Annotated in this window: 21 protein-coding genes and 1 other RNA gene; 4 read left to right on the forward strand and 18 right to left on the reverse strand. The window is 39.1% G+C overall.

Features of this window, described 5'->3' with window-relative positions; genetic code table 11:
- Positions 1-3 precede the first annotated feature (3 nt).
- From FFM68_RS06810 to FFM68_RS06835, 6 genes are all read right to left on the reverse strand, one after another.
- The gene (locus FFM68_RS06810; RefSeq protein WP_137618657.1) at positions 4-705 is read right to left on the reverse strand and encodes a CBS domain-containing protein; all 702 of its coding nucleotides are present in this window, start codon (positions 703-705) and stop codon (positions 4-6) included.
- Between the two features lie 195 nt (positions 706-900).
- Positions 901-2,040 (reverse strand): acetylornithine transaminase, encoded by a 1,140-nt coding sequence (argD, locus tag FFM68_RS06815; protein ID WP_137618658.1) that lies wholly within the window; start codon positions 2,038-2,040, stop codon positions 901-903.
- The gene (argB, locus tag FFM68_RS06820; RefSeq protein ID WP_137618659.1) at positions 2,037-2,783 is read right to left on the reverse strand and encodes an acetylglutamate kinase; all 747 of its coding nucleotides are present in this window, start codon (positions 2,781-2,783) and stop codon (positions 2,037-2,039) included. The genes argD and argB overlap by 4 nt, the downstream gene beginning before the upstream one ends.
- Before the next feature lie 14 nt (positions 2,784-2,797).
- A complete protein-coding gene (argJ, locus tag FFM68_RS06825) occupies positions 2,798-3,991 on the reverse strand; it encodes a bifunctional ornithine acetyltransferase/N-acetylglutamate synthase (protein ID WP_137618660.1) in 1,194 nt (397 codons plus the stop codon).
- A gap of 20 nt (positions 3,992-4,011) precedes the next feature.
- A complete protein-coding gene (argC, locus tag FFM68_RS06830; protein WP_137618661.1) occupies positions 4,012-5,043 on the reverse strand; it encodes an N-acetyl-gamma-glutamyl-phosphate reductase in 1,032 nt (343 codons plus the stop codon).
- Positions 5,044-5,241: 198 nt separating this feature from the next.
- Entirely contained in the window at positions 5,242-6,915 is a 1,674-nt protein-coding gene (locus FFM68_RS06835) for a formate--tetrahydrofolate ligase (RefSeq protein WP_137618662.1), read from the reverse strand.
- A gap of 173 nt (positions 6,916-7,088) precedes the next feature.
- On the opposite strand from FFM68_RS06835, the gene FFM68_RS06840 reads away from it, so the two are divergent.
- Complete coding sequence (locus FFM68_RS06840) at positions 7,089-7,289, forward strand: cold shock domain-containing protein (protein ID WP_137603134.1); 201 nt, start codon at positions 7,089-7,091, stop codon at positions 7,287-7,289.
- A gap of 9 nt (positions 7,290-7,298) precedes the next feature.
- Here FFM68_RS06840 and FFM68_RS06845 read toward each other — a convergent pair whose 3' ends face one another.
- A complete protein-coding gene (locus FFM68_RS06845) occupies positions 7,299-7,733 on the reverse strand; it encodes an EbsA family protein (RefSeq protein WP_137618663.1) in 435 nt (144 codons plus the stop codon).
- Between the two features lie 32 nt (positions 7,734-7,765).
- Here FFM68_RS06845 and FFM68_RS06850 point away from each other — a divergent pair, with 32 nt between their 5' ends.
- Complete coding sequence (locus tag FFM68_RS06850; protein WP_137618664.1) at positions 7,766-8,161, forward strand: ribonuclease HI family protein; 396 nt, start codon at positions 7,766-7,768, stop codon at positions 8,159-8,161.
- On the opposite strand, the gene cls is transcribed toward FFM68_RS06850, so the two are convergent.
- The 3 genes from cls to FFM68_RS06865 form a co-directional block, all read right to left on the reverse strand.
- On the reverse strand, positions 8,147-9,607 hold the full coding sequence (gene cls / locus FFM68_RS06855; protein ID WP_137618665.1) for a cardiolipin synthase: 1,461 nt from the start codon (positions 9,605-9,607) through the stop codon (positions 8,147-8,149). The two genes, FFM68_RS06850 and cls, sit on opposite strands and share 15 nt — an antisense overlap.
- Before the next feature lie 303 nt (positions 9,608-9,910).
- The gene (gene alaS, locus FFM68_RS06860) at positions 9,911-12,544 is read right to left on the reverse strand and encodes an alanine--tRNA ligase (protein ID WP_137618666.1); all 2,634 of its coding nucleotides are present in this window, start codon (positions 12,542-12,544) and stop codon (positions 9,911-9,913) included.
- A gap of 267 nt (positions 12,545-12,811) precedes the next feature.
- Positions 12,812-13,864 (reverse strand): DUF7278 family profilin-like fold-containing protein, encoded by a 1,053-nt coding sequence (locus FFM68_RS06865; protein ID WP_137618667.1) that lies wholly within the window; start codon positions 13,862-13,864, stop codon positions 12,812-12,814.
- Between the two features lie 70 nt (positions 13,865-13,934).
- On the opposite strand from FFM68_RS06865, the gene FFM68_RS06870 reads away from it, so the two are divergent.
- Entirely contained in the window at positions 13,935-14,372 is a 438-nt protein-coding gene (locus tag FFM68_RS06870) for a GNAT family N-acetyltransferase (protein ID WP_137618668.1), read from the forward strand.
- Between the two features lie 111 nt (positions 14,373-14,483).
- Here FFM68_RS06870 and FFM68_RS06875 read toward each other — a convergent pair whose 3' ends face one another.
- Both FFM68_RS06875 and FFM68_RS06880 read right to left on the reverse strand, forming a co-directional pair.
- A complete protein-coding gene (locus FFM68_RS06875; RefSeq protein ID WP_137618669.1) occupies positions 14,484-15,833 on the reverse strand; it encodes a DEAD/DEAH box helicase in 1,350 nt (449 codons plus the stop codon).
- Position 15,834: 1 nt separating this feature from the next.
- A complete protein-coding gene (locus tag FFM68_RS06880; protein ID WP_137618670.1) occupies positions 15,835-16,983 on the reverse strand; it encodes a VanZ family protein in 1,149 nt (382 codons plus the stop codon).
- Between the two features lie 124 nt (positions 16,984-17,107).
- Here FFM68_RS06880 and FFM68_RS06885 point away from each other — a divergent pair, with 124 nt between their 5' ends.
- A complete protein-coding gene (locus FFM68_RS06885) occupies positions 17,108-17,422 on the forward strand; it encodes a hypothetical protein (protein WP_137618671.1) in 315 nt (104 codons plus the stop codon).
- Between the two features lie 12 nt (positions 17,423-17,434).
- On the opposite strand, the gene FFM68_RS06890 is transcribed toward FFM68_RS06885, so the two are convergent.
- The 6 genes from FFM68_RS06890 to FFM68_RS06915 form a co-directional block, all read right to left on the reverse strand.
- A complete protein-coding gene (locus FFM68_RS06890) occupies positions 17,435-17,782 on the reverse strand; it encodes a hypothetical protein (RefSeq protein ID WP_137618672.1) in 348 nt (115 codons plus the stop codon).
- Between the two features lie 110 nt (positions 17,783-17,892).
- On the reverse strand, positions 17,893-18,537 hold the full coding sequence (locus tag FFM68_RS06895; protein ID WP_137618673.1) for an HD domain-containing protein: 645 nt from the start codon (positions 18,535-18,537) through the stop codon (positions 17,893-17,895).
- The gene (locus tag FFM68_RS06900; protein WP_137618674.1) at positions 18,527-19,690 is read right to left on the reverse strand and encodes a THUMP domain-containing class I SAM-dependent RNA methyltransferase; all 1,164 of its coding nucleotides are present in this window, start codon (positions 19,688-19,690) and stop codon (positions 18,527-18,529) included. Before FFM68_RS06900 ends, FFM68_RS06895 begins: the two co-directional genes overlap by 11 nt.
- Before the next feature lie 170 nt (positions 19,691-19,860).
- Positions 19,861-20,233: RNase P RNA component class B (rnpB, locus tag FFM68_RS06905), an RNA gene on the reverse strand.
- A 14-nt stretch (positions 20,234-20,247) separates the two neighbouring features.
- Complete coding sequence (gpsB, locus tag FFM68_RS06910; RefSeq protein WP_137618675.1) at positions 20,248-20,652, reverse strand: cell division regulator GpsB; 405 nt, start codon at positions 20,650-20,652, stop codon at positions 20,248-20,250.
- A gap of 67 nt (positions 20,653-20,719) precedes the next feature.
- Entirely contained in the window at positions 20,720-21,277 is a 558-nt protein-coding gene (locus tag FFM68_RS06915; protein WP_137618676.1) for an SLOG family protein, read from the reverse strand.
- Positions 21,278-21,346 lie beyond the last annotated feature (69 nt).

The following is a 21,346-nucleotide window of genomic DNA, read 5'->3' on the forward strand; positions in this document are numbered from 1 at the left end:
TCCTTACTGCTCCTTTTCTTGACCATAAATATCCCGCGGTCGAATAATCCCCAATAAATTGCCGTCAGATTTTCCATCTTTAGTGATCAAGATTGCTTCTAACGTTCCTTCGATCTGAAACATTTTCTTTGCTTCAGAAACTTTTGTCGCAGCTGAAACAAATTTGAAATTCACTCGCTTGCTATTTGTTGATAGCAAGTCTTCTGCTACTAAACCTTTAAGATTGATTGTTCCTGTTAAGCTGACTTGGGCAAAATAAAATCCGATTGTGCGCAGCGTGATCAATCCCATAAATTTTCCTGCATCGTAAACAGGAAACTGCGAGAAGTGCTTTTCCGTAATGATTTTCATTATGTCCACTAATGGCAACGTTCGCTCGAATCCCGTCACTTTTTTACCAAAACGCGGTAGCACTCTTTCTGGCCGCAACAAATTTTCTTCGATCTTTTTGATTCGCTCAACTGCCCATTCATTAGGTTCGGCGATCACAAAATCATCCGCTACTTGATCGTGGACGATTGCATTGCGCAGTTGTGCTAATTGAAGCAGATCATTTTCATTTCCACCGATCGAATTATCCCGCCGCTTTGATAATCGTCTGACTGCTTCACTAAAACTCATATTTACCGGATTGCCTAATTGCCGCTTCATTTCTTTTTCGATTCGATTAAATGTACTTAAAAAGATATCTGCTCGTTCTCCCATTAGCCGGCTCCTTACATTTTTACTATGATCCTTTCGCTATCCACCAAAGATTGCTGAGCGCTATTCATTCTTACGGTCACTTCAGGTGATAACTTCAGTATAAGTGAAAAAAAGCGCGATGGAAAGCCCGAGACTTTAAAAAAGCGGCTAAGATCAGCTAATCGCAAAAAAGCTGCACCAAACTTGGTGCAACCCCTACTGGATCACTTGACGGATGATTTTTAATCCTTGCTCCAGCTCTTGCTGGCTGATCGTCAAAGGCGGCAGTAATCTTAAAACTTTTTTGCCTGCTTTGAGTGCCAATAATTGCTGATTTTTTAAGCCTTGGATCACTGTGTACAGTGTCTCAGGTGAATCAAGTTCAACACCAATCATCAATCCTGCACCGCGAACCGCGCATACTTTATCTGACTGATCGATCAATTGTGACAACTCTTGTTTCAAAAAATTACCTTTAGCTGCCACCGCTGAGAGAAAGGTTGGCTGATTGATTTCAGTGATAACCGTTTCAGCGACTCTCATCGCTAAATTATTCCCACCAAAAGTCGTACCATGAGAACCCGGTCCAAAGGCTTTAGCTAATTCAACTTTCCCCAGCATTGCTCCGACCGGAATACCATTTGCCAATGCTTTAGCGGTCGTAATGATATCTGGCTCAACCTGATACGCTTCAAAGGCAAAAAACGTTCCTGTTCTTCCTACTCCCGTTTGAATCTCATCGATGATCAATAAACTATTATTTTCTTTGCACAATTTCTCCACGGCTTGCAGCCAGTTTTTTTCTGCAGGAATAATCCCGCCTTCACCTTGGATCACCTCCAACATCACTGCAGCGACATCATCAGTTAATTTTCCCTTCAAAGGTGCTAATTGATTATATGGCAAGTAGTCAAAACCCGCGACAATCGGATAAAAACCTGCTTGCAATGCTGGTTGCCCCGTTGCACTTAAAGCTCCGTAAGTACGACCGTGAAAGGATTGCTTGAAAGTTAAAATTTTTTGACGTCCTGTTGCTTTTCTTGCTAATTTGATTGCTGCTTCATTGGCCTCAGTCCCGCTATTGCAGAAAAAAGTTGCATAATCTTTTCCCATCGTTAGTTTTTGAGCAACTTGTTCTTGCAATTTATTCGCATATAAATTGGAACTGTGCCAAATCTTATTTGTTTGCTCAGCTAAAGCCTGCAAAACTTTAGGATTTTTATGTCCTAAATTACTTACGCCGATTCCGCTCGTAAAATCTAAATAACGGGTCTGATTTTGATCATAGACATAACTACCTGCGCCATCGATCAAATCGATAGTATCTCGTGCATAATTTGGAAATAAATAACTCATACAAAGGTTTCCTCCTTTTTTAGTACCGTTCCAGAATACTCGATCTTATTAGTAATGTGGATTTCTGAAACTCCGTTTTCTAATGCACTGACAGCATTGGCTAGTTTCGGAAGCATACCGCCTGTAATTACATTCTCTATTTTTAACTGCTCAACTTCAGCGCTAGAAAGTTCTTTAAGCCATTTTCCAGCTTTTTTGACTCCGGGTACATCGGTTAATAAGTACAATGCTTTGGCGCCGAGCGCTTCAGCAATTTTACAAGCGGCAGCATCTGCGTTAATATTTAACCATTGCCCTTCAGCTGTCATTCCTAAGGGTGCAATAATCGGAATGTAATGCTTATATAAAATATTTTCTATGGGAGCAGAATTGATTTTTGTAATCTTACCGACATAGCCTCGCTTTTTATCAAGGACTTCTCCTTGAATCAATTTGTCGCAAGAAGCGTTGAGTCCGATTGCCGCAAAGCCTTGCTGTTGAAATACTGTGGTGATTGCAGGCTGGACTTGACCGATCAAAACCATTTGAGCAATTTTCAGCGTCTGTTCAGTAGTGACTCGCAGCCCCTCTTCTATCATAACTGGGATATTCAAGCGTTCCATCATTTCAGTAATATAATGACCGCCTCCATGGACGATAACGACCTCATCTCCATCTAAATGCCATTGTTTGATTTGCTCAAAAAAACTTTTCGTTAAATTATCACTGGCAATACCGCCGATCTTTACAACAATTTTTCCCATAACTATCGCTCCTATTACGTATGATACAACGCATTCACTTCGATATATTTGTAGGTTAGATCGCACCCCCATGCTTTTCCACTCTGCGTTCCGATGTTCAGATCGACCGTGATGCTGACTGTAGCTTTTTCCAGCGTCTTTTTCATTAGTTCTTCGTCAAAAACTTGCGGCTGACTTTGTTTTAATAACTGCTGATCCCCGATCCACATATCGATCTTTTCTGGATCCGTTTGTGACCCGGCGTAACCTACAGCACAAATGATCCGTCCCCAATTAGGATCTTCTCCAAACATCGCCGTTTTTACTAAACTAGAGCCCACTACTTTTTTTGCTACTAAACGGGCTTCTAGATCGCTGTGTGCCCCAATCACTTGAGCTTCGATTAATTTTGTGGCGCCCTCACCATCTTTTGCGATCATCTTCGCCAAAGTCTCACTGACTAATTGAAACATCGCAACAAACTTTTCATATGCTTCGGTGTTTATTTCAATTATCGGATTTTCAGCTAAACCATTTGCGAGAACCAGCACCATGTCGTTTGTAGATGTGTCTCCATCCACGGTGATCTGGTTGAATGTCGTCTCTGTCTTTTCAGTTAGAATCATTTGCAGAAGTTGTTTTGAGATATGAGCATCTGTCGTAATAAAGGCTAGCATCGTCGCCATATTGGGGTGGATCATCCCAGAACCTTTTGCCACACCAGCCATTGTCACTAGCTGACCGTTGATTTTTTCTGTCACAACGATTTCCTTCGTACTGGTATCAGTCGTCAAAATTGCTTCATGAAATGCCATTGGTACTGGCTTTTGCAGATCGATTCTATTAATCCCCTCTTCAATGACTGCCATTGGTAATTGCTTTCCGATCACTCCAGTTGAAGCAATTGCAACGGTTTCTTTTTTTACTGATAAATGAGCTGCCGCCAACTCTTGCATCTTTTTTGCGTTTTCCAGTCCAAGTTTTCCGGTACAAGCATTTGCGACACCTGAATTGACTACTACGGCTTGTAATTTTTGATTTTTCAATGTTTCTTTCGTAACAGCAATCGGTGCTGCTTTAACTTGATTTGTTGTATAGACTGCCGCTGCATTGGCGGGAATTTCTGAATAGATAACACCTAAATCTTTTTTTACCTTTTTCAATCCTGCATGTAAACCAGTTGCATAAAACCCCTTTGGACTGGCGATTGTTCCATCTATAATTTGCATATTCTTCACACTCCGATTTTTTATGGATAAATTGGGACTAGGTCCAAACCCGTTTCTTCTGGCCAACCTGCAAAATGATTTAGATTTTGAACGGCTTGCCCAGCTGCTCCTTTAACCAAATTATCCAAGACCGTGACTACAGTGATAATCTTAGTTATTTCATTGTAGGCGACGCCGATGTCGCAAAAATTTGATCCGATAATTTGGCGCAATTCAGGATAAACTGCTTGGGCTTGAACACGAACAAAAGGTTTCTCTTGATAGAAGGCCTGATAAATCTCCCATAATCGAGACTGCGTCAGCCGCTCTTTACTTTTGGCATAAGTCGTAATAAAAATTCCGCGTGTCACAGGAATCAAAGAAGTTGAAAATTGAATCGCTGAAATAGTCTTATTCCAGGTTTGCAACTGTTGCATGATTTCTGGGATATGTTGATGGCTGTTCATCTTATAAAGCATCATGTTTTCATTATTAGATACAAAATGAGTGCTGCCTGATAATTTTTTTCCTGCTCCTGATAAGCCAGATTTCGCATCTACGATTATCGAATCCATTTCGATCATGTCTTGTTGAACCAAGGGAGCTAGCGACAAGAGGGTTCCTGTTGCGTAGCATCCAGGATTAGCAATCAATTTTGAGCTTGGTTTCGAATAAAAATCAGCTAGACCATAATGAGCTTTTTGCAGATATTCAAATGGAGCACTTGAATTTTTATACCATTTCTCATATTGTCCTTTTGCCTTCAAACGGAAATCGCCTGAAAGATCAATAACAGGAAAATCGGCTTTGATAAATACTTGGGCAATTTCTTTTGAAATACCAGACGGTGTCGCTAAGAAAACCAAATCAGCTTGTTCCATGATGCGTTTCGGGTCGACTGGTTCTAGCGGAAGGTCCAGTAATCGGCTTAAGTGCGGCAAATAATCAGTGATTCCCTTCTCTTTTTGCGCATGACTATGAATGGAACTGATTTCCACATTCGGATGCCTTAAAAGAATACGGACCAGTTCAATACCGCTGTATCCAGTTACTCCGATAATCGCGACCTTCATGTTAACATCTCCTTGTATTATTATTACAAAACAATTAAAATTCTATCATTTTTGAAGATTATACGGATTTCTTTCATACAAGTCAATGGTTTTTTATAAATAAATACAGGTAATTATGATAAAATATGCAAAAATATGCTCAGTCTGTACAAAAAAAGGATGTGACGAATATCTCGTCACATCCTTTTTGCTTATTATTTAGAATAAACCGATCGCGTTTCCTTGTTCATCCACATTCATGTTCAATGCGGCAGGTTTTTTCGGCAGTCCAGGCATAGTCATCACATCACCTGTCAATGCCACAACAAATCCGGCACCGATTTTTGGAACAAATTCACGGATTGTCACATCAAAATCGATGGGTGCACCTAATTTGTTTGGATCATCTGATAATGAATATTGTGTTTTTGCCATGCAGACCGGTAAACGATCCCAACCATATTTTTTAAATGTCGCTAATTGTTGCTGTGCTTTTTTACTGTAGATCACTTCATTACCGCCATAGATTTCACTAACGATTGTTTCAATTTTTTCAGTTAGATCATCTTGTTCTCTGCTGAAGATTGAACGGAAATTACTGTCTTCAGTTGCGATTAGATCAACAACTGCTTTCGCTAAGTCAATCCCACCATCAGGTCCTTTTTCCCAAACGCTGGCTAACTCGACTCTCACTTCTTCTTGTTGACAAAGTTCTTTTAACAATAGGATTTCTTTTTCTGTGTCACTGATAAATTCATTGATCGCCACGATCACTGGTAAACCATATTTACGCATATTCCGAATGTGTTTAGCTAAATTACTAAATCCTTCTTTTAAAGCATCCAAATTTTCTGCACTCAATTCTGTTTTAGCTACGCCACCGTGCATTTTTAATGCACGAATCGTTGCGACAATCACGACGGCATCCGGAGCTTTACCCAAATTAGGGACTTTGATATCCAAAAATTTCTCTCCGCCAAGGTCTGCACCAAAGCCGGCTTCTGTTACAACATAGTCGCCGCAATGCAATGCAGCGCGGGTCGCTAAAATACTATTGCAACCATGGGCAATATTGGCAAAGGGGCCACCATGGACGAATGCAGGTGTTTGATAAATTGTTTGAACTAAATTGGGTTTGATCGCATCTTTCAAAATAAGTGTCAAGGCACCCTCGATTTTTAAATCACCGACTGTGACTGGTTCACGTTCGAATGTATAGGCTACAACGATATTAGCTAAACGATTCTTTAAATCTTCGATCCCTGTTGCCAAGCACAAAATCGCCATAATCTCACTTGCAACGGTAATATCAAACCCATCTTCACGCGGAACACCATTCGTTGGACCGCCTAACCCAACTGCAATATGCCGAAGTTCACGATCATTTAAATCGACAACCCGTTTCCAGATTATACGGCGAGCATCGATATTCAACTCGTTTCCTTGATGGATATGATTATCTAGCAATGCAGCCAAAGCATTATTTGCTGTCGTGATGGCATGCATATCCCCTGTAAAATGCAGATTAATATCTTCCATCGGCAAGACTTGCGCATAACCGCCGCCAGTCGCTCCGCCTTTCATTCCCATAACAGGTCCTAAGGAAGGTTCACGTAAAGCGATAACGGTCTTTTTACCTATTTTATTCAGTGCATCACCTAATCCGACTGTCACCGTTGATTTGCCTTCGCCTGCTGGAGTTGGATTGATTGAAGTCATCAAGATCAATTTTCCTTCTGGATTCTTTTTCATCCGTTCTAAAGCATCAAATTCAATTTTTGCTTTATATTTTCCATGCAGTTCTAAATCATCAAAAGATAGATTGATTTTTTCAGCCACCTCTGTGATCGGTGCTAAAGTTGCTGCTTGTGATATTTCGATATCTGTTTTCATAAAAACTCCCTTTCCCGAACGTTATTCAGAGAACTACGTTTTTTATTCGTTCATTTTTATTATAACGAATTTTCTCAATAAAAACAGCACTTAAAATCGGTAATCTTATTGATTCGCATTTTTTGTCCCCATCACGTATAATAAAACCAGCAATTGCAAAGGGGTGTTGCGTTATGAATAGTGGCATAGTTAAATGGTTCGATGAGAAAAAGGGATACGGCTTTATTACCTATGAAGAAAATCAAGAAGTATTTGTTCATTTCACCGCTATTGAAGAAGAAGGATTTAAAACTTTGGACCCTGGTGACGAAGTTGAATTTGTAATTGTAGAGGGTGCTCGCGGTATGCAAGCGGCTCATGTTAAAAAGAAATAAACGAAAAGATCAGTTACGGCTGATCTTTTCGTTTATTTCTTTCACTTGAATTTCAGGATAGAATGTTGCAAAATCTTTGACAAATGCCGCTTTTCTTTTTTTCGTCATCGCAAAGTGAAAGGACGTCCCGCTAAGCCCTTTACGCTGAATGATGATTCCATCTTTGCAAAGCGCCAGATAATCGATATGCTCTCGCAAGACGGTCTCTCGTCGCCAAAGTCTAGAATAACGGATTTTTATCCCAGATTTTTCTAAAAATAAATAGCGATGCAGGCCGACTAACGCAAATATGATAAATACTCCAATGAAAATATTTCCTTTTAAATAAGGGTGTGTTTTTTCTAAAGTTAGAATTAGACCATAAAAAAGAATAATAAAGGTCGCAGACCAATAAATAATACTGATAGATAACTCCGGTTGCCAAAAATAGCGTTTTCTTTTCATTTCCTAAACCTCTATTCTAAAGGATGATTATTATGTTAAAAGTTTTCACTGATGCCGCAACAAATTTAGAAAAAAGTGGCGGCGGTATTCTGCTTATTTCTAATGAGCAAAAACAACTAGCAATTCCATTACCCGAAAAAAATAACCACCAAGCAGAACTAGCTGTGATCTTGTATGCGTTGAATTATTTGATTGACCATAACTTGAATGACCAGTCTATTTTACTTTATTCCGATAGTAAAACTGCAATAAAAATTTTAGACCAAGGACAAACAAAAAACAAGCTCTTCTTGCCATATTTATCAGAGTTTAATGAATTGGCACCTAAATTTCCTTTATTAGTCCTCCAATGGATTCCTGAGGCAAAAAATAAAGGGGCGGACAATTTAGCCCGCCAAGGATTGCGTAAAAAATTACAAGACCGGTGACAGCAGCCGTGAAAAGTGCTGTTTAAATGTCAGCCAGTGGGATTGACCTGCGATTATTTCATCCGTTAGCAGAATACACTCTTTCATGTCTTCCTCGAAAATTTTACGGAATAATTGCGCAACTTCTGGATCATAAATGAAACTGCTGACTTCAAAGTTTAATTCATAACTGCGGATATCTTGATTGGTTGACCCAAATGTTGCCAACTCATCATCTACCACAATCGTTTTAGCATGAAGAAAACCATCGGCGTAATGATAGATTTTGACTCCGCGCTGATGCAAATAGTTCGCATAATATTGTGTTGCCCGATAGATGAACGGATGATCCGGCATATTAGGGATCATGATCCGTACGTCGATCCCAGAGCGAACCGCGATTAGGATAGCTGAAATCATCGTCTCATCTGGAACAAGATAAGGACTTTGGATCCAGACGCTTTTCTCAGCCGCTAAAATCAGCCGAACAAAGCCGTCTTTGATGATCTGTTCACTGGAATCTGGACCATCAGCAACAATTTGCATCGCCACACCTTTTTTGATTTGTTTTTGTGGCAAAACAAAATATTCTGGCAAATAACTCATTTTGTCAGACTTGTTCGTAACTGACGCGTTCCAATCACGAATAAAAATTTCTTGCAGTGTAAAACTTGCCGTTCCTTCGATTCTTCCATGGGTATCCCGCCATCTGCCGAAACGCTCAGATTCTCCAAGATACTGATCACCAACATTGAAGCCACCGGTCCAACTGATCGCACCATCAACTACAACGATTTTTCGATGTAGATGATAATTCAACCGTGTTTTAGCTAAAATATTTCTGGAAGTAATAAATGGCGTCACTTGTCCGCCATTTTTGATTAACGTTTCAAAAAACTTTTTATTCGTTTTGGGTGCCCCCCATGGATCATAGATCATCCGAACTTCGACCCCTTGTGCGGCTTTTTCTTCGAGGATACGCATGAATCGATTGCCGATGCGATCATTGAAAAAAGCGTAGTACTCTACGTGAATTGTCTTTTGCGCTTGACGTAAATCAACAAACAAACGCTCAAATTTTTCCGTCCCATCCAAAAAAAATTCCAATTCATTTCGAATTGCTAATGGCGACTCATCCAAATTTTTGAAATACTTCACTAACGATTGAACCGCTGGATACAATTGATCCGGTTCATTATGCTCCACATGATGATTGTCTTTTTGAATGATTTCGTTGATTTCTTTTACTCGCTCAGCATCGCCTTGCTCAAAGCGATACATCGTTTCTCCATCAATTCCGCGACCGCAAAAAGCATAAATCAAAAATCCGATCACTGGCAAAAAAATCAACGTTAACAGCCAGGCCCAAATCGTCGTGATATTCCGCGGTTTGCGAAAGACGGTGACCATCGCACCTACAGCATTAATAACAAAGATCAAAAAAATAATTTGCTCAATAATTCCCAAATGATCCCCTCTTTTCTCAAAATATCTCCTTGTTAAGATTATACCTAAAGCATCGAGGTATTAAAAGAAAACATGATAGTAAAACAGTGTTTTCTCATTTCAATTATTTGAACTCGTAATGAGCCTTTCAAAGAACCCACAAAAAAATTAAACTTGTCTTACTTAAAAACTATTTTTCTCAATCTTTAAAAAAAGGATGCGACAAACCTCTTGTCCCATCCTCTCTCTGTTAATAATCGTGTTCTTGTGGACACTTCGTAAAAAAATAAAACGATCCTCTTGGGTCACAAAATCTTGATTAAATTACGCCAACCAGTTAACTGCTTCAGCTAATGCTTCAGACAGTCCCGCTGGATTTTTTCCGCCAGCTTGTGCCATGTCTGGACGACCGCCACCGCCGCCGCCAACTTTTGGTGCGATTGCTTTAATCAAATCGCCAGCTTTCAGACCTTTTGCATTCGCTGTAGGACTCATCGCGGCTAAAAGATTCACTTTCTCACCTTGAACTGTTCCAAGAACTAAAACATCTGACAATTCTTTTTGTTTCCATTGATCAGCCAACTGACGCAGCTGATTCATGTCTTTAACGTTGACTTGAGCCGTGATCACCGTTGTACCGTTGATCTCTTTTACATCTTTAAAGACATCACCGGCTTGTTGATTCGCTAATTTGGTTGCTAGTTGTTCGGTTTCTTTTTGCAGTTCGCGAACTTGTTGTTGCAATTGTTCTGTCTTTGTAACAACTTCTTTGATTTGTGGCGATTTTACGATTTGTGCGATTTGCAATAATTGTTCTTCTTCTTCGCGGAAAGCTTCATAGGCTTCTTTTCCAGTCAATGCTTCGATTCGGCGAACGCCTGCACCAATCCCTGATTCGGAAACAATTTTGAATAAGCCGATATCTTCTGTATTAGCGACGTGGGTCCCTCCGCATAATTCGATTGACCAGTCACCGATATTTACTACACGTACATCGTGACCATATTTTTCGCCAAACAACGCCATCGCACCCATATTCTTTGCTGTATCGATGTCTGTTTCAATCGTTACGACTGGGATTGCTTCCCAGATTTTTTGATTTACAATCTTTTCCATTTCTTTCAATTCAGCAGCTGTAACTTGGCCAAAATGAGTGAAATCAAAACGCAAATGTGCATCTGTGACTAATGAACCGGCTTGGTTCGCATGGTCGCCTAAAACTTCTTTTAATGCCTTGTGCAATACATGGGTCGCAGTATGATTTTTGATTACTTTATTATGGAAAGCTTGATAAACTTGTAAAAAGTACGTCGATCCTTCTGTTAATGCAGATTGTACCTCCACAGTATGCAGAGCTTGACCGTTCGGTGCTTTTTGGACATCTGTGACATGCGCGACGATTTTGCCGTCTTGATCGACGATGTCACCCTTATCAGCGATTTGTCCGCCCATTTCAGCATAGAACGGTGTTTCGGCAAAGATCAATTGAGCTTGACCCTTTGTTACAGTGTCTACGATTGCATTCTCTTGCAAAATAACTAAAAGCTCGCTCTCGCTTTCGAGATGGTCATACCCGACAAATTTGCTGTTAACCTTGATATCACCTAAGAGTGCTGTTTGAACACCCATTGATTTCTCAGTTGTCCGAGCAGCACGAGCACGTTCTTTTTGCGCCTGCATCTCTACTTCAAAACCTTCATGATCGACTTTTAAGCCTTCATCTTCTGCAACTTCTTCGGTCAGCTCTACTGGGAAACCAAATGTATCATAAAGCTTAAAGATCGTTTTGCCATCTAAAGTCGTTTCATTTTTTGCTTTCAATTCGACTAGCACATTGTTTAACATACTTAAACCGTCATTGATTGTTTCATGGAAACGTTCTTCTTCCGTCCGCACAACTTTTTCGATGAATGCTTCTTGTTGGTTCACTTCAGGATAGTAACTTACCATGATCTCGCCAACGACTGGAATCAATTTATATAAGAAAGCTTGATCAATCCCTAGTTTCTTCCCATGCATCACGGCACGTCGTAATAGGCGACGTAATACATAGCCGCGTCCTTCGTTTGACGGCAACGCCCCATCACCGATTGCAAAAGCTAATGAACGAATATGGTCAGCAATGACTTTGAAAGAGATATCTAATTGCTTATCTGTCCCGTATTTTTTCCCGCTTAATTCTTCTACTTTTCCAATGATTGGTAAAAATAGATCCGTTTCGAAGTTGGTCGGTGCGTCTTGAATGATCGACACCATCCGTTCAAGTCCCATCCCAGTATCAATGTTTTGGTGGGGTAATGGTTCGTACGTATCTTGAGGTGTATGATTAAATTCAGAGAATACAAGGTTCCAAATTTCTAAATAACGTTCATTTTCTCCGCCAGGATAATTTTCAGGATCATCTTCTGCTAAATCATTGAACGACTCGCCGCGATCATAAAAGATTTCTGAATCCGGACCACTTGGACCTGCGCCAAGATCCCAAAAATTATCTTCGATCTCAACTACGTGATCTGCAGGAATTCCCACTTCTTCTAACCAAATACGTTTTGCTTCTTTATCTTCTGGATAAACTGTTACATACAATTTATCCGGATCAAAACCGATCCAATCAGGCGAAGTCAAAAACTCCCAAGCCCATGTGATTGCTTCAACTTTAAAATAATCTCCAATTGAAAAATTGCCTAACATTTCAAACATCGTGTGATGACGAGCAGTTTTTCCGACATTCTCGATGTCGTTTGTTCGAATAGACTTTTGAGCATTGGCGATTCGTGGATTTTCTGGCACGACACTGCCATCAAAATATTTTTTCATTGTCGCAACTCCTGAATTGATCCAAAGTAATGTTGGATCATTGACAGGAACTAATGAGGCACTCGGCTCAATCATATGTTCTTTCGTTTTAAAAAAGTCTAAAAACATTTGGCGCACTTCCGCGCTTGATAATTTTTTCATGTATTTTCCTCTTTTCTCAAAAAATAAAAACTACCACTGCAGTCAAGGACGAAAACTCGCGGTACCACCTTGATTGCAATGATAGTTTGATCATTACCTCTTCAGCTCGTTAACGCTGAGCAGCGTTGATTTTTCAATCAAAAAATAGTGGGAGCAATTTATTTTCCGCAACATGCAACTTTCAGCAAAACGTGCACTTTCTGTAGAAACGTAAACAATAAACCATATCCTTTTAAGAGTATAGAAAAAAGTCGCTCAAAAGTCAAACTAGATTTTGATCAAGATCGCTTTGCGGTATAAAAATTCACTTGGTGCTAGAACCGTTTCGTGCTGCATCGTAATGTTATTGCTGTAATAACTTGATAATGGAAGAAAATCAACGATTGGAATTCCAACATCGTATTTTTTATTGGTCAATTTCAAGACTCCCGGATCTTCAGTGATCTCAAAGCGTTCCATCGATGTATCAAAAAACAATCCAAACATATTTGCTTGTTCCATCAACTTTTTCACGCTCTTGCCGCGGTAAGGATCAGTAATGTTCAGATCATTGCCCCAGCGGAATAACCGACGGCTGCCAGCGCCATTAACATATTCCCACTGATCTTCGGTCAACAAATCAAAGTTTTTCTTCCGGATTTTTTTTCGCAAACTACTGTAAGTATGTTTTTCATGACTAAAGACATGGTAATTATCTGAATGCGGGGCCATTTCAATATACCAGCGGCCTTCTTTCAATATATTTTTCGGAAATGACCACGTCATGCTTTCTTCTGGTGTTAAATTTGGTGATAAAACCGCTTTGATCTCTTCTTCATAAGTAGAGAATTGATCCGCCTCACCAGAAAAACTGCCGGTTACCGCATTATAAATACCTAAGTAGTTCGTTCCTGCCGGCAATGCATGACGTTGAACAAACATCGGCGGAATTTGAACTTTGCGTAAACTAGTCGTTTGATCATTGATCAATTCCCCTAATGATTCCACATCGAAAAAATTATATTGTCCGCGCAACTCTTGCGGAATAGTAATTTCTTGAGCATTTGGTGCTGTCTCTAACAATGACAGTCCTTTCGTTCCCAAATTCCAACCTAAAATCGCATCTTTGTTGCCAGGGATAAAAATAAATTCTTCATCATCGATCATTAATTGAAAAGTTTGGCATTTGATGCCGTATAAATGAAAATCTTTCAATTCAATATCTGAAATCTTCATTAATGGATTGACAAAATGAAGCAATAGCTGGCTTAACAAGGTGCGCTTCTCTTTTGGATTCAACCGTTTCCAATAGGACCAGTCTAATTGATCTAATAAGTTCATAAATCTTTCTGCCTCCTTCGACACTCATATGCTAAAATTATACCATTACCCTATGGAAATGAGGAAAAAGATGAAGGAATATTTTGGCGCTTCGCCTAAATTGCAGGCGGCAGCCTTTTACTTGCGTTATAAAATCTTTGTTTTAGAACAAACTATCTTACCCGAATTGGAATTTGATAAGCTGGACACAACCGATCGCCAGTATTTAGTTTTTTTTGAAGGCAACCTCCCCATTGCGACAGTTCGTTATCAAAAAATCGCTGAACAAACTCTCAATCCAGATCGACTATGTGTCCATCCTGATTTTCGCACACAAGGATTCGGAAAAAAACTGTTAACTCAAATCGAAGAGCGCGCTCGAAAAGAAGGCTGCCATACCTCAATTCTTTCGGCTGAGATCCAGGCGCAGAGATTTTATGAAAAATTAGGCTATCATGTGAGCTCCGCTCCCTTTGAAGAAGACGGGATCCTTTGTGTCCAAATGCAAAAAGCCCTTATAGCTGAGTAACAGAGCTATAAGGGCTTTTTTGCACTAAATTTCTCAATCCAAAGTTAACAATAATCAATAATCTGGAAAGTACAGAGATCAAAAATAATGACTGAACTTTGAAAAATTATTTTATGAATTTGAACGTTTTTTATTTTTACGCACACTGCGTTCTGCTTGTCGACGCGTTTGACGGCGTTTTTGTTTATTCGATTCTGAGATTGCTCGATCGATTTTCTTTTTATAGCCTGGTTTGATTTTTTTCTTCGATTTTTTTACAAGACCAATCAATGTTGGGTCCAGTTCATCTTTTGATTTTTCTCGTTTTTTACGACGATTCCGATCGTACGTATCGATGATTTCATCATTCTTGATTTCTTTTGGTTGGAAATGAATACCTACATTTTCAATTAAGCTAATATCATTTTCATCACTTGGACTGTAAAGCGTAATCGCTGTTCCTGACAAGCCGTTCCGTCCAGTTCTGCCGACCCGATGGATAAAGAAATCCAGATCTTGTGGAACCTCTGCATTAATTACATGAGAAACACCTTCGATATCGATTCCTCGCGCAGCCAAATCAGTCGCAACTACATATTGAAATTCTAAATTTTGAACTTGACGCATCACGCGCTTGCGTTCCCGCGGAGAAATGTCGCCATGGATCTTAGCTACTTTCAATCCTTGTGCTTTTAGATAGTCGCTGATCTCATCTACGTGTTGTTTTGTATTAGCAAACACGATGGCTAAATAAGGTTGCCCCAGTGTTAGCAATTGATAAATCAAACGGTTTTTATCTTGTCCTTTTGTTGAGATTAACCAATTTTCAATCGTGTCAGAAATGACTGCTTTCGATTTGATCTCTTCAATCACGGGATTTTCCATATATTTCAATAAGAAAGGACGTAATTTTTCTGGAATCGTTGCAGAAAAGACCAGCATCTGCAAATGCTTCGGCAAACGACTTGCGATTTGATCGACTTCCGTCAAAAAGCCCATGTCTAATGTCATGTCAGCCTCATCAACAACAAAATATTGTGACGTATGAACTTTTAAAGCTTGTTCGTTCATCAAATCTAAAATACGTCCTGGTGTTCCAATGACAACATGAGGTTGATGCGTGCTCAATTTATCTACTTGACGTTGTTTATCCGTCCCGCCGACAAAATTAGTCACTCGAATCTCGACTGATGAAAATTTAGCGATTTGGATTGCTGCTTGATAGATTTGACTTGATAATTCGCGACTTGGCGCTGTGATAACTATTTGTACTTCATCTTTTGTTGGATCGATCTTATTCATCAATGGGAATAAAAATGTATGTGTTTTGCCTGATCCTGTTTGTGATTGACCGACAACATTTCTCCCTTTTTTGATCAACGGAATCAATTTTTCTTGAACCGCTGTCGGCTCAGTAAACCCTTTATCCTTGATAGCTTCAAGAATGAATGGCTGAAAATTGAATGACTCAAAATTTCGCATATTATACCTCTTTCTTTAACGTGCTGATCGTATATGTGTGACTTGCTTTATCATGGAATAGGCGGCTTTTTCTTCTTATGAGAGCATACAATAAGTTGAATAGAAATAAAAGCAAAATTCCTAAACTAATAAAACCTAATGTAACATATGCAATAAAAATCGTGTGATTTGTCGTTGTTAAGTGGGTCATCGTGAACTGGAAAATTTGAAGCAGACCGTAAAGCAATAAATAAAATGCGCTATAACGTTTCACTAAACTGCTAAAACGCAGATGCTGACGATCTTTTTCGACAACTTTGATTCGGACGATTTTTTTTCCAATCGTCTGACCATTCCAGAAATACATACAGATCATGAAATAAACAATGACCTCTAAAGTAAAACTGACAATTGGATAACTTACCAATGTTCGCAAACTTGTGGGTAAAAATCCGACAAACATGCTTAAAAATGTACTGAAAAAACCAAGCACGACCCAATCAATCGCCGTCGCGACGAAACGCCGCAAAAGCGAGACTCGCTGGCCTTTTACTAAGGATTCTGAGTCTAGCTCGTTTCTTGTAGGCAAGAAGAAGGTGAATAACGGTGCGCAAATAAATCCGATCATCCCCCCTACTGTATTGTGTAATAGATCATTTACGTCAAATAGCCGATACGAACGAGGATAGATAAAATACAATCCACTTAATTGAGTCAATTCAAAAAATAAAGACAAACAAAGGCTTACTAGAATCGTCTTACCAAAAGAAAATTTGAAATAGTAGCGGCAATACACACCGAATGGAAAAAGCAAAAAAATATTAAAAACTGGTTCTAAAAAAATACTTTGTTTTATTGCTGGCAAATAGGAGCTTGGGTCATTCAGCTGGAGTACCGTTTGGTCCAGAAATTGCTGCCATGGTCGAAACAATTCGAGTTCATACCGCGGACCGGTTAACTGAGCGACTTCAGAAATGCTCGGTAATGGCAAAATGACTAAATAATAAGCGCACAATAAATAGAAAACAAATGAATATAAAATGACACTTCTCAACTTCCCTAATTGACCATACTTACGGTAATAATAGATTAAAAACGGTGCAGTAATCACTAATGCTAACAATGGAAAAGTAAGGACTGCAGCTTTGATTGGAAAAATGTAACTACTCATAAAACTCCCTCATTTTAGAATTTTGGGCTGATTGATCGCTAATCAGCAAAGCTTTTTCTGTCTTGTGGTAAAATAGGTACGACGTTAATTTTTTTATAGATAATTTCTAAGGAGGTAATAATACATGCTTAATCCACTTTTTGCTTTTGGTGTTCCCGCGGCTTTGATGGTTGCTTATCTAATTTTTTATTTTGCTAAGAAAATGAAGAATAGTGATTATCGACGGTTTGCCTTGACATTGATTGCAGTTTTTTTAACGACTTTTAGCTATCAAGTTTATAATTACAGCCGAACCGTCGTCACCTTTACATCAACAGAAAGTTTTCAAAAAAACTTTGGCTACAGTCAAGGTCGTTTGATTGTCCCATTCGTATTAGGTGCCATTTTGACGGTGATTAATCTCTACTACCTTTTTCGTCAATTCAGAAAAAAAGAATAACAGGATGTCCTGTTATTCTTCTAAATCAAAGAATTTGATTTCCACATTATTCAATAATTTCAACGTGTTCAAGTCTAGATTAATCCACTCTTTTGAGATAGGTTGATAATAATTATTCTCAAATGACATTTCAATCTCATTCAATAGTTGTTCTGGTGTCCCAAAAAAGCTTTGCTGTTCTTCAAGTAAGGCACTGATCAGTGCTAGATTTTCTATTAAGAAATGATCTTCTTCATATTTATATATGATAACTTGATAAGTCTTATTTGCCAGTTGACAGCGGATAGCAAACAATCCCTCAGACAAGTTGGGCATTCTTTCTAAAACTTCTTCAGGACTCAATATTTCGCGATGCAGCATCAGGGTTCCTCCTAACCAAGAACATTATAGGAGAAAAGTAGGTTCACGGGAAATAATACGCCTTACCTCGTAGATTTTCTTACTTTTAACTTATAAACTTCGCTTTATCTTTATGATAAATTCCATTCCGCATAAAATCTTGCTAAAAATTCTTCCATAAATGCTACTCGCCGCTGAGCTTCCGCTTTCCCTGCTTCAGTATTCATCGTAGCTGGGAGTTTGAATAACTTTTCATAGAAATGATTGATTACCGTACTTTTTTGACGGTATTCTTGTTTGCTCTTAAATTCTTGTGGAGCAAGATCAGGATCGTATAACGGGCTTTGAGTATGCCCACCATAATACGCTGTTCGCAAAATACCGATTGCTCCTAGTGCATCAATTCGATCCGCATCTTGGACGATCTTGCCTGCCAACGTCAGTCGCGCTTTTCCTGCTTCCAACTCTTTAGAAAAAGAGATATTTTCAATAATCTCAAAAATTTCTTGGCAATCCTTTTCGGAAAATTCAAGTTCTTTTAAAAACTTTTTAAGGCTTTTTGTTTCAGCTGCTACATCTGTGACCACTTTATCATCGATGACATCATGTAAGTAGCTGGCAGCTTCAATAATCTGCGTATCTGAAATGCCTTCTTGTTCAGCTAGCTGTTTAGCAATTTTTGCGACACGTTCAACATGGTAAAAATCGTGTCCGCTTCGATCATCACCAAGTTTTTCCTTTGCGTAGCTGCAGATTGCTGCAATCTTATTCGGCATCTATTTTCGGCTTTCTTGGCGGACGTTCTCCCCAATATTGAAATAGGTCCGTTCTCATCGCTCCATTGTACAACTTCCGTTTCTTAGTCGCTTTTGCCCCGTAAGATTCTTCAAAAGTCAAATCACTAGTTAAAATATATTTGCTCCATGTTTTTAACGGACGGAAAACTTCACCCATCTCACGGTATAATTCACGAACTTGTTCTTCATCGCCCAAACGTTCCCCATAAGGCGGATTCGCTACGATCACACCATAGTCTTTTTCAGTCTTAAAATCTTTGACTGCTCGTTGTTTAAAATCGATTGAATCGCCCAAACCGATTTCTTCAGCATTAGCACGAGCAATTTCGATCATCCGGCCGTTGATATCTGATCCTGCGATATCTAATTGAATATCATAATCAGCTGCTTCATCAGCTGCTGCACGGACTTTTTCAAAAACTGCTGGATCAAACCAATCCCATGCTTCACACGCAAATTCACGATTAAAACCAGGCGCGATGTTATGTCCAATCAATGCCGCTTCAATACATAAAGTACCGGAACCACAAACAGGATCATAAAATGGGCGTTCTTTGCGCCAATTTGTCAGCATCACTAAAGCCGCTGCCATGTTTTCTTTTAACGGTGCTCCGCCTTTTTCAAGTCGATAACCGCGTTTGAACAAACTTGGTCCAGTCGTATCTAAAGTCAGAACTACATGATCTTTTAATAAAGCGACCTCTAATTGGAAGAATGCACCCGTTTCAGGCAATGGTACGCGAGCTGGACGATGATAGACTTCTCGTAAACGTTCGACAATCGCCTTTTTGGTAATAGATTGACAATCTGGAACACTATACAATTTTGATTTGATTGAACGGCCGGCTACCGGAAATTCCGCATCCATCGGTAAATAATCTTCCCACGGGATTGCCTTAACTTTTTCAAACAGTTCATCAAAAGTAAATGCATCAAATTCATCAACGATTATTTTTACTCGGTCTGCTGTTCGCAGCCATAAATTCGCTGTAGCAATCGTCTCCAAGTCCCCTTTAAAACGGGCACGCCCATTTTCGACTTGACAATCGATTCCTAATTCTCTTAGTTCCTTGCCTACTAACGCTTCAATTCCTGCTGCGGCAGTAGCAATCAAGTTGTATTGTTTTTTCATAATATCTCCTTACTTCATTTGAATTCCTTCGTTTTTTTACAGAAAAATGGATTTGTAGTGCAATAAGGCTCTTTCCGATGATTCAATCATCAGTATTTAGCTGGAGATTAATTTTCAATAAAAAAACCTTCACAACAAAGTTGGAAGGTACACCCTGAATTGCTGCAATTTTCTGTAAGCCATGTTTTGTCCGATAATCAACTCAGGGAAGTGTGATCATCGGGGTAATCATCTATCTCCGACATTACTGTCGGCTCTTTCATCGTTCATTTCCTTAGAAAAAGCGCCCCTACCATTGTTTGGGTTGCTCGCTCGAGGGGTTTACCGCGTTCCACCATTTTGATTTCTCAAAATGCTTCGTCACTGTGGCACTTTCAAGAATACTCAGACATAGATTGCTCCTTAGCCCTTTTTTCTGCCGTTACTTCCTAAGAAGTACCTTAGCTTATGGTTTCGCTAAGCACGAACACTACAGACATCTCAGTCTGTGCGAGCATGGACTTTCCTCAGCCTGCGTAATGCAGACCGCGATCACCCGAAAATTGCATCATTCAAATTTAAAACTGACGAGTTTTTTCGATGTCACTTTCATCTTGAGTGTAGTTTTGACTAAAATCAGATGAAGCTGCGTTGGTTGACGCTTGTTGGTCAAGTTTCTTACCGAATACTTCTCTTTCAAGATTTGATAAACGTTTCAAAATATCAAAGTTTGTAACAGCTGAACTCTTAGGCGCCGCCTCTTTTACCCGAGAAGGTGCTGGTTGAGCTTTTGACAGTTGTTCCACTTTCGCTTTCAAACGATCATTTTCTTCTTTTAATGTTAGTATTTCTTTGTTATAAGCTTCATAATCTTTGATGACATTGTCCAAAAATTCATCAACTTCGATTGGATCGTAGCCACGCATTTTTGTTTTGAATTCTTGCTCCAAAATATCGTTTGGAGTATAGATTACATTCGCCATTTTTTCACCTCATTAGCTCAATCTTAATTTACTTCCTTACATATTCTAGCTGATATATCAAAGGAAATCAAACACTATCCTCAAAGTCTGAAAAATTTTCTAAATCATCCATCGTGATAGAGAGTAACTCATAAGGATTTTTTTCTTGGTATTTGCTGACATCTTCTAAAAAAAATTTGCTTTTACCTGGATATTCACTATCATACACGACTAGTGTAGCGTCTGTATGCTGCAGTAAAAAATTTACATGATTTTTAAACTGTCCTGGTTGCTGATACGGTTGATGACTGACTGCGTCAACAAAATCAGCCGTTTGCACAAGCTCGCTTAGAAGCAATTGATTGGGTTCTTTCCACTTGCTGCCAAAACTTTCAAAAGGAAAAATAATCGCTAACTTTATTTCTGGATACTCGTGTTTCAATTCATTGACTAGCTGTCCCGTCCAAATCTCTGTCCCAAGGTTCCCGCTGATGATGACCCACTCTAATCCATTTTCGATTAAAGCAATCAATTCTCTCCTTAAAATATTCTTAATCACCTTGATCCGTGGGTCTTTTTCATTGAAAATTCCCAATTCATAACTTTGATAGCCAGTCACGTATAATCTTTGTATTATTTCATTCATTGCATTTTCCTTACTTTCACTTAAAAATAAAATATCTTTCGAAAAAATTTGCTATAATAACTAATAGGA

Origin of the sequence: Enterococcus xiangfangensis (genome assembly GCF_005405365.1) — a bacterium.
In the GTDB taxonomy this organism is placed as follows: domain Bacteria; phylum Bacillota; class Bacilli; order Lactobacillales; family Enterococcaceae; genus Enterococcus_A; species Enterococcus_A xiangfangensis.

Bases quoted from the DNA above. Each gene is read 5' to 3' on its own strand.
- FFM68_RS06850 (WP_137618664.1), top strand. From the start codon at position 7,766: ATGTTAAAAGTTTTCACTGATGCCGCAACAAATTTAGAAAAAAGTGGC.
- FFM68_RS06895 (WP_137618673.1), bottom strand. From the start codon at position 18,537: ATGCCGAATAAGATTGCAGCAATCTGCAGCTACGCAAAGGAAAAACTT.
- FFM68_RS06870 (WP_137618668.1), top strand. From the start codon at position 13,935: ATGAAGGAATATTTTGGCGCTTCGCCTAAATTGCAGGCGGCAGCCTTT.
- FFM68_RS06810 (WP_137618657.1), bottom strand. From the start codon at position 705: ATGGGAGAACGAGCAGATATCTTTTTAAGTACATTTAATCGAATCGAA.
- argD (WP_137618658.1), bottom strand. From the start codon at position 2,040: ATGAGTTATTTATTTCCAAATTATGCACGAGATACTATCGATTTGATC.
- argJ (WP_137618660.1), bottom strand. From the start codon at position 3,991: ATGCAAATTATAGATGGAACAATCGCCAGTCCAAAGGGGTTTTATGCA.
- FFM68_RS06885 (WP_137618671.1), top strand. From the start codon at position 17,108: ATGCTTAATCCACTTTTTGCTTTTGGTGTTCCCGCGGCTTTGATGGTT.
- FFM68_RS06840 (WP_137603134.1), top strand. From the start codon at position 7,089: ATGAATAGTGGCATAGTTAAATGGTTCGATGAGAAAAAGGGATACGGC.
- FFM68_RS06880 (WP_137618670.1), bottom strand. From the start codon at position 16,983: ATGAGTAGTTACATTTTTCCAATCAAAGCTGCAGTCCTTACTTTTCCA.
- argB (WP_137618659.1), bottom strand. From the start codon at position 2,783: ATGGGAAAAATTGTTGTAAAGATCGGCGGTATTGCCAGTGATAATTTA.
- FFM68_RS06890 (WP_137618672.1), bottom strand. From the start codon at position 17,782: ATGCTGCATCGCGAAATATTGAGTCCTGAAGAAGTTTTAGAAAGAATG.
- FFM68_RS06900 (WP_137618674.1), bottom strand. From the start codon at position 19,690: ATGAAAAAACAATACAACTTGATTGCTACTGCCGCAGCAGGAATTGAA.
- FFM68_RS06875 (WP_137618669.1), bottom strand. From the start codon at position 15,833: ATGCGAAATTTTGAGTCATTCAATTTTCAGCCATTCATTCTTGAAGCT.
- FFM68_RS06865 (WP_137618667.1), bottom strand. From the start codon at position 13,864: ATGAACTTATTAGATCAATTAGACTGGTCCTATTGGAAACGGTTGAAT.
- alaS (WP_137618666.1), bottom strand. From the start codon at position 12,544: ATGAAAAAATTATCAAGCGCGGAAGTGCGCCAAATGTTTTTAGACTTT.
- gpsB (WP_137618675.1), bottom strand. From the start codon at position 20,652: ATGGCGAATGTAATCTATACTCCAAACGATATTTTGGAGCAAGAATTC.
- argC (WP_137618661.1), bottom strand. From the start codon at position 5,043: ATGAAGGTCGCGATTATCGGAGTAACTGGATACAGCGGTATTGAACTG.
- FFM68_RS06835 (WP_137618662.1), bottom strand. From the start codon at position 6,915: ATGAAAACAGATATCGAAATATCACAAGCAGCAACTTTAGCACCGATC.
- FFM68_RS06915 (WP_137618676.1), bottom strand. From the start codon at position 21,277: ATGAATGAAATAATACAAAGATTATACGTGACTGGCTATCAAAGTTAT.
- FFM68_RS06845 (WP_137618663.1), bottom strand. From the start codon at position 7,733: ATGAAAAGAAAACGCTATTTTTGGCAACCGGAGTTATCTATCAGTATT.